Origin of the sequence: Rhodoplanes roseus, assembly GCF_003258865.1 — a bacterium.
GTDB classification, from domain to species: domain Bacteria; phylum Pseudomonadota; class Alphaproteobacteria; order Rhizobiales; family Xanthobacteraceae; genus Rhodoplanes; species Rhodoplanes roseus.
The window spans coordinates 1-7,845 of sequence record NZ_NPEX01000270.1; the positions used below are offsets into that span (position 1 = coordinate 1).

The following is a 7,845-nucleotide window of genomic DNA, read 5'->3' on the forward strand; positions in this document are numbered from 1 at the left end:
GCGGATGCGACCGCCAGGCGGGCCGCGGCGCCCGCCGCCGCTCGGCCCCGGTCGGCGCCTGGACCACGGCGAGCGCCTCCGCCGCCGACATGGCGACGAAGCGGTGGGCGGCGGCGTCGAACCGGCAGAAGGCGAGATCGTCGCGGCCGGCGATCGCGCGGGCCGCGAGGGCGCCGACCAGCTCGCGTTCGACCCGCACGGTGCCGTGGGCGATGCGGCCGCGCTCCTGGAACGCGGTGGTGAGGTCGACGTATAAAGTGGGGAGCGGATCCGGCATGGCTCGCGGGCGGCAGCGCGCGGCACGAGGTGCGCCGGCGCCGTCTCCTTATAGGATGCGGCTGCGGCAGGGAACCCGAGCCCTCGCGCCGCCCACCGGATGCCGGTTGGGCAGCGGCCCTGGCGGTCGCCGGGAGGCCCTGCGGCACAGCGTCCCGTGCCGGTGTTCCGGCGGCGTTCAGGCGACGTTCGCCATATTGCACCGCCCTCGGGCCTGTGTTAGCAAACCGGCGGTTTTTCAACGGGGCGTGGGCCGCTCCGGACGCCCCAGACAATCCTGGTCCCGCTTAGAATCCAGGGGCTTGCGCGCATTCTGCGGAAGCGCGGCGGGAGCCTGGATGCTTGAACGCCGAAAGAGAGCGCCGTGGCAGCAGACGATCCGATCGTGGCCGGAATGGCAGGACGTTATGCGACCGCCCTGTTCGAGCTCGCTCGTGACGCGGGCACGCTCGATGCGGTCGCCAGCGACCTCGGTCGCTTCGAGGCGCTGCTCGCCGACAGCCCGGATCTGCTCCGGTTGGTGCGCAGCCCCGCCTTCAGCGCCGAGGAGCAGTCCCGCGCCGTGACGGCCGTGCTGGCCAAGGCCAAGATCGAAGGGACGGCCGCGAATTTCCTCCGGCTCGTCGCGACCAATCGCCGTCTGTTCGGCGTGCGCGACATGATCCGTGACTTCCGCGAGCTGCTCGCCCAGCACAAGGGCGAGATCACCGCGCTGGTCACGGTCGCCGAGCCGCTCGCCGACGCCCACAAGGCGGAGATCAAGAAGGCGCTGGACGCCGTCACGGGCAAGAACGTCCAGGTGGAAGTGCATGTCGATCCCGCCATCATCGGCGGGCTCGTGGTGAAGGTCGGCAGCCGGATGGTCGACGGCTCGCTGCGCACCAAGCTGAATGCAATCAAGCACGCGATGAAAGAGGTCGGCTGATGGACATCCGCGCCGCAGAGATTTCTGCGATCCTCAAGGAGCAGATCAAGAACTTCGGCCAGGAAGCCGAGGTCTCCGAGGTCGGCCAGGTCCTCTCCGTCGGTGACGGCATCGCCCGCGTCTACGGTCTCGACAACGTCCAGGCCGGCGAGATGGTCGAGTTCGAGAACGGCGTGCGGGGCATGGCCCTGAACCTCGAGATCGACAATGTCGGCATCGTGATCTTCGGCAACGACCGCGAGATCAAGGAAGGCCAGACCGTCAAGCGCACCCGCGCCATCGTCGACGTGCCGGTGGGCAAGGGTCTGCTCGGCCGCGTCGTCGACGCGCTCGGCAATCCGATCGACGGCAAGGGCCCGATCGTCTCCGACGAGCGCCGCCGCGTCGACGTCAAGGCGCCCGGCATCATTCCGCGCAAGTCCGTGCACGAGCCGATGGCGACCGGCCTCAAGGCGATCGACGCGCTGATCCCGATCGGCCGCGGCCAGCGCGAGCTGGTCATCGGCGATCGCCAGACAGGCAAGACCGCCATCGTCCTCGACACCATCCTGAACCAGAAGCCGCTCAACGCGACGGGCGACGAGAAGGTCAAGCTCTACTGCGTCTATGTCGCGGTCGGGCAGAAGCGCTCGACGGTCGCCCAGTTCGTGAAGGCCCTGGAGGAGAACGGCGCGCTCGAATACTCGATCGTCGTCGCCGCCACGGCCTCCGATCCGGCGCCGATGCAGTATCTGGCGCCGTTCGCCGGCTGCACCATGGGCGAGTATTTCCGCGACAACGGCATGCACGCCGTCATCTTCTACGACGATCTGTCCAAGCAGGCCGTCGCCTATCGCCAGATGTCGCTGCTGCTGCGTCGTCCGCCCGGCCGCGAGGCCTATCCGGGCGACGTGTTCTACCTGCATTCGCGCCTGCTCGAGCGCGCCGCCAAGATGAACGACGAGAACGGCTCCGGATCGCTCACGGCGCTGCCCGTCATCGAGACGCAGGCCAACGACGTGTCGGCCTACATCCCGACCAACGTCATCTCGATCACGGACGGCCAGATCTTCCTGGAGACCGACCTGTTCTACCAGGGTATTCGCCCGGCCGTGAACGTCGGTCTGTCGGTGTCGCGCGTCGGCTCGTCGGCCCAGACCAAGGCGATGAAGAAGGTCGCCGGCAAGATCAAGGGCGAGCTCGCGCAGTACCGCGAGATGGCCGCCTTCGCGCAGTTCGGCTCCGACCTCGACGCGACGACGCAGCGGCTCCTCAACCGCGGCTCGCGCCTCACCGAGCTCCTCAAGCAGGCGCAGTTCTCGCCGCTGAAGATGGAGGAGCAGGTCGTCGTCATCTATGCCGGCGTCAACGGCTATCTGGATCCGATCCCGGTCGCCAGCGTGCGCGCCTTCGAGCAGGGCCTGCTGTCGCTGTTCCGCACCAAGTACGAGGACGTGCTGAACACCATCCGCGACAAGCGCGACCTCGACGACGCGACCGCCGCCAAGGTGAAGTCGATCATCGACGACTACGCCAAGTCCTTCGCGTGATCGCCGTCGTCGTGGCCGGGCTGGTCCCGGCCATCCACGTCCTCGACGCGGCCGACGACGAACGTGGGTGCCCGGCGCGACGCCGGGCATGACGGAACAGAAGCCGGACCGGGCGCAAAGGTGACCACGGAATGCCCAGCCTAAAAGACCTGCGAAACCGGATCGCCTCCACCAAGGCGACGCAGAAGATCACCAAGGCCATGCAGATGGTCGCCGCCTCCAAGCTGCGGCGCGCGCAGGCCGCGGCGGAGGCTGCGCGTCCCTATTCCGAGCGGATGCAGCGCACCCTCGGCAGCATCGCCGCCTCGGTGCAGAACAATCCGGAGGCGCCGCGCCTGCTCGCCGGCACCGGACGCGACCAGGTTCATCTGCTCGTCGTCTGCACGGGCGAGCGCGGCCTGTGCGGCCCGTTCAACTCGGCCATCGTCCGGCTGGCCCGCGAGCACGCCAACCGGCTCCTCGCCGAGGGCAAACAGATCAAGATCCTCTGCGTCGGCCGCAAGGGTTTCGACCAGCTCAAGCGGACGTTCGAGGACGAGATCATCGACGTGATCGATCTGCGCGCCGTGCGCCAGATCCGCTTCGACACCGCCCAGGAGATCGGCCGCCGCATCACGGCGCTCTACGACCAGGGCGCGTTCGACGTCTGCACGCTGTTCTACTCGCGCTTCCGCTCGGTCATCGCGCAGATCCCGACGGCGCAGCAGCTCATTCCGGCCGTCTTCGAAGGCGCCCCCGCCGACGGTCCGACGCCGGTCTACGAGTACGAGCCGGACGAGGAGCAGATCCTCGCCGAGCTCCTGCCGCTCAACATCTCGGTGCAGATCCTCAAGGCGCTGCTGGAGAACGCCGCCTCGTTCTACGGCGCCCAGATGACCGCGATGGACAACGCCACGCGCAACGCCGGCGAGATGATCAAGAAGCAGACGCTGAAGTACAACCGCACCCGCCAGGCGATGATCACCAAGGAACTGATCGAGATCATCTCGGGCGCCGAGGCGCTCTGACGTTCGCGAGTCGAGAAGGAGGACATCATGGCCTACACCACGACGGCGACCACCAAGGGCGGGCGCGACGGACGCGCGGTTCTGGAGAACGGCGGGCTCGGGCTCGCCATGGCGCTGCCCAAGGAGATGGGCGGCTCGGGCGAGGGCCACAATCCGGAGCAGCTCTTCGCGCTCGGCTGGTCGTCCTGCTTCGGCCAGGCGATCCTGGCCCTGTCGAAGAAGCACGGCGTCGACGGCCAGGCCGCCAAGGTGACGGTCTCGATCGGCATCGACAAGGACGAGACGAGCTTCGCCCTCTCGGCCGAGATCAAGGTCCAGATCCCGGGCGCCGACCGCGCCAAGGTCGAGGCGCTGGTCGAGGACGCCCACCGGATCTGCCCGTATTCGCGCGCCACGCGCAACAACGTTCCGGTCAAGCTGACCGTCGTCTGAGCGATCACACAGCGTTTCGTTCGGGCCGATCTGCGCCGCGGCTCGAGCTCCAAGGAGACTAGCATGGCCACCCAAACCACTTCGGTCGGACACATCACCCAGGTCATCGGCGCCGTCGTCGACGTGCAGTTCGAAGACCAGCTCCCGGCGATCCTGAACGCGCTCACGACCGAGAACCAGGGCCACAAGCTGGTGCTCGAGGTGGCGCAGCATCTCGGTGAGTCGACGGTACGCACCATCGCGATGGACACGACCGAAGGACTGGTCCGGGGCCAGAAGGTCCACGACACCGGCCTGCCGATCGCCGTGCCGGTGGGCGAGGGAACGCTCGGGCGCATCATCAACGTGGTCGGCGACCCGGTCGACGAGGCCGGCCCGGTGCCGCACACCGAGACCCGCCCGATCCACGCGGAGGCGCCGCTCTACACCGAGCAGTCGACCGAGTCGCAGATCCTGGTCACCGGCATCAAGGTGGTCGATCTCCTGGCGCCCTACGCGAAGGGCGGCAAGGTCGGCCTGTTCGGCGGCGCCGGCGTCGGCAAGACCGTGATCATCCAGGAGCTGATCAACAACATCGCCAAGGCCCACGGCGGCTACTCGGTGTTCGCTGGCGTCGGCGAGCGCACCCGCGAGGGCAACGACCTCTATCACGAGTTCATCGAGTCCGGCGTCAACAAGGACCCGCACGAGACCAAGGGCGACACCAAGGGCTCCAAGTGCGCGCTGGTGTTCGGCCAGATGAACGAGCCGCCCGGCGCCCGCGCCCGCGTCGGCCTGACCGGCCTGACGCTCGCCGAGTACTTCCGCGACCAGGGCCAGGACGTGCTGTTCTTCGTCGACAACATCTTCCGCTTCACCCAGGCGGGCTCGGAAGTGTCGGCGCTGCTCGGCCGCATCCCGTCGGCGGTGGGCTATCAGCCGACGCTGGCGACCGACATGGGCGCGCTGCAGGAGCGCATCACCACCACGACCAAGGGCTCGGTCACCTCGGTGCAGGCCATCTACGTGCCGGCCGACGACCTCACCGATCCGGCGCCCGCCACCTCGTTCGCCCACTTGGACGCGACGACCGTGCTGTCGCGCTCGATCGCCGAGAAGGGCATCTACCCGGCCGTCGATCCGCTCGACTCGACCTCGCGCATGCTCGACCCCCGGGTCGTCGGCGAGGAGCATTACGCGGTCGCCCGCCAGGTGCAGCAGATCCTCCAGCGCTACAAGGCGCTGCAGGACATCATCGCGATCCTGGGCATGGACGAGCTCTCCGAAGAGGACAAGCTCGCCGTCGCCCGCGCCCGCAAGATCGAGCGCTTCCTGTCGCAGCCGTTCCACGTCGCCGAGGTGTTCACCGGTTCGCCGGGCGTATTCGTCGATCTCGGCGACACGATCCGCGGCTTCAAGGGCCTGTGCGAGGGCAAGTACGACCACCTGCCGGAGGCCGCCTTCTACATGGTCGGCACCATCGAGGCGGCGGTCGAGAAGGGCAAGCGGCTGGCGGCGGAAGCCGCGTAAGTCGTATTCGAAGCGCTGCGCCGTCACCCTGAGGTGCGAGCGCAGCGAGCCTCGAAGGGCGACGCCCAGATCCTTCCCGGGTCTCGGCCGTTCATCCTTCGAGGCCCGCGCTTTGCGCGGGCACCTCAGGATGACGGGCCGAAGCCCCGATCGCGGATTGATTGACCGATGGCCACCTTCCACTTCGAGCTCGTGTCGCCCGAGAAGCTGATCTTCTCCGGCGAGGTCACCCAGGTGGACGTGCCGGGCGAGGAGGGCGATTTCGGCGTCCTCGCCGGCCACGCGCCCTTCGTCGCGACGCTGCGGCCGGGTGTCCTCACCGTCTATGGCGAGCAGTCGCCGAAGCTGATCGTGGTGCGGGGCGGCTTCGCCGAGGTCGGGCCGAACGGCCTGACCGTTCTGGCCCAGGAGGTGGTGCCGGTCGACGAGCTTCAGCCCGACGTGATCCGGCAGGCCATCCAGGACGCCGAGGAAGACCTCACCGACGCGGCCGACGATCGCGCGAAGGACCGGGCGAGCGAGCGGCTCGCCCAGCTCCAGACCCTCAAGGACGCGCTCGGCCACTGAACCGACGATTTCCGACACTGACTCTCTCCGTCACCCTTTGAGGCTCGGCCTCCGGCCGAGCGCCTCAGGATGACGGGTCGATATCGGAGGCCACTGGTGTAAGTCGCCGACCGGGACGGGCCGGCGACCGCCGATTCGCGGCACGCGCCTCAGCGCGGGGAGCGCTTGAGGCTGGCGATCTGGCGCAGAAAGTCCCATTTCGGCTGGGCCGGGCTGCCCAGCATGCTGGCCTTGGCCGGCACGTCCGAGATGACGCCGGCCTGCGCGCCGATGCGGGCGTGGTGCCCGACCTGGAGATGCCCGGCGAAGGCCGCCTGGCCGCCGACCTGGACGAAGTCCCCGAGCGTCGTCGAGCCCGAGATGCCGACCTGGGCGACGATCACGCAGCAGCGGCCGAGCGTGACGTTGTGGCCGATCTGCACGAGGTTATCGAGGCGCGAGCCCGCCCCGATCACGGTGTCGCGCGCCGAGCCGCGGTCGATGGTGGTGTTGGCGCCGATCTCGACGTCGTCCTCGACGACGACGCGGCCGAGTTGCGGAACGCTGAGGAAGCCGGTCGCCGCGATCGCGAAGCCGAAGCCCTCCTGGCCGATCCGGGCGCCCGGATAGACATAGACGCGGTCGCCCAGCAGTGCGTGGCTGAGGCTCGCATGGGCACCGATGCGGCAGTCGCGCCCGATCACCACGCCGCTGCCGACGACGGCGCAGGGCCCGATCCGGCATCCCGGCCCGATCACGGCGCCGTCCTCGACGACGCACAGCGGCCCGATGTCGCTCGACGGATCGATGCGGGCGCCGGGATCGATCACGGCGCTCGGATGAATGCGGGGCGTGACCGGCGCCACCGGATGGAACAGCGCCGCCACCCGGGCCCAGCTCGCGTAGGGATTGGCGCTGCAGATCGCCACCGCGGAGCTGGGGACGAGCGCGTGCAGATCCGCCTGCACGATGACGGCGCCGGCGCCGGTGTGCTCCAGCTCGGAGGCGTAGCGCCGGCTGGTGAGGAAGCTGACCTGGTGCGGCCCGGCCGCCTGCAGCGGCGCGACGCCGTCGAGCAGGAGCTCGCGATCCGGCGCCTCCCCGTCCGCGGCCGCGACCACCTGGGCCAGCGAGAACGGTCCGCTCCGCGCGAAGAACCGCGGATCGCCCGTGACGGAGATGGTCATGTTGCCGCACTCGTTGAGGGTCGCCGGCCCGCCGGCGCGGGCCGCGGCAACGCGGGGACATTGAACGCGCCGAGGCCCCGCTCCGCCGATGGTGCGGGGGCGCCGCAGGGCTTGCACGCAGACGACCGGCACCGGCGGCACCGGCACGATACGTATGGCAGGCCTTCGTGGCGGTGCCGTGATCAGTTGTTTGCGGGTTGTTTCCGACGGCGCGGACTCGTGTCTATCACGCCGGGGCGCCGCGGCCCACGCTCTTTCGGTTGCAAAGATACGTAAACGTGCAGGAGCGGCTCCGCACAATCACGTGAGCGCCGACCGCCAGAGGCGCCGACGGGCGGCCGCTTCGCTCAGGCCGGCGCGGCCAGATCGGCCGGCAGCATGGTCGACGTCTCGAGACGGCCGCCGAGATCGGCGAGCCAGTCCGGCAACGCCGG

General features: G+C 69.1%; 8 protein-coding genes. 6 read left to right on the forward strand and 2 right to left on the reverse strand.

Going from position 1 to position 7,845, the window contains the following annotated elements:
* Positions 1-277 (reverse strand): hypothetical protein (locus CH341_RS34435; RefSeq protein WP_170149801.1); only part of this gene is annotated, 277 nt, incomplete at its 3' end.
* Between the two features lie 363 nt (positions 278-640).
* Between CH341_RS34435 and CH341_RS25405 the strand changes: the two genes are divergently transcribed.
* The 6 genes from CH341_RS25405 to CH341_RS25430 all read left to right on the forward strand — a co-directional run bounded on the left by CH341_RS25405 (position 641) and on the right by CH341_RS25430 (position 6,245).
* Complete coding sequence (locus CH341_RS25405) at positions 641-1,201, forward strand: F0F1 ATP synthase subunit delta (protein ID WP_111421764.1); 561 nt, start codon at positions 641-643, stop codon at positions 1,199-1,201.
* Complete coding sequence (gene atpA / locus CH341_RS25410; protein WP_111421765.1) at positions 1,201-2,730, forward strand: F0F1 ATP synthase subunit alpha; 1,530 nt, start codon at positions 1,201-1,203, stop codon at positions 2,728-2,730. The genes CH341_RS25405 and atpA overlap by 1 nt, the downstream gene beginning before the upstream one ends.
* A gap of 131 nt (positions 2,731-2,861) precedes the next feature.
* On the forward strand, positions 2,862-3,737 hold the full coding sequence (locus CH341_RS25415) for a F0F1 ATP synthase subunit gamma (protein ID WP_111421766.1): 876 nt from the start codon (positions 2,862-2,864) through the stop codon (positions 3,735-3,737).
* 27 nt (positions 3,738-3,764) lie between these two features.
* Positions 3,765-4,169: an organic hydroperoxide resistance protein gene (locus CH341_RS25420; protein WP_111421767.1), complete on the forward strand. Its 405-nt coding sequence runs from the start codon at positions 3,765-3,767 to the stop codon at positions 4,167-4,169.
* Between the two features lie 63 nt (positions 4,170-4,232).
* Complete coding sequence (atpD, locus tag CH341_RS25425) at positions 4,233-5,678, forward strand: F0F1 ATP synthase subunit beta (RefSeq protein ID WP_111421768.1); 1,446 nt, start codon at positions 4,233-4,235, stop codon at positions 5,676-5,678.
* Positions 5,679-5,846: 168 nt separating this feature from the next.
* Positions 5,847-6,245 (forward strand): F0F1 ATP synthase subunit epsilon, encoded by a 399-nt coding sequence (locus CH341_RS25430; protein WP_111421769.1) that lies wholly within the window; start codon positions 5,847-5,849, stop codon positions 6,243-6,245.
* 149 nt (positions 6,246-6,394) lie between these two features.
* Here CH341_RS25430 and lpxD read toward each other — a convergent pair whose 3' ends face one another.
* A complete protein-coding gene (gene lpxD, locus CH341_RS25435) occupies positions 6,395-7,411 on the reverse strand; it encodes a UDP-3-O-(3-hydroxymyristoyl)glucosamine N-acyltransferase (RefSeq protein ID WP_111421770.1) in 1,017 nt (338 codons plus the stop codon).
* Positions 7,412-7,845 lie beyond the last annotated feature (434 nt).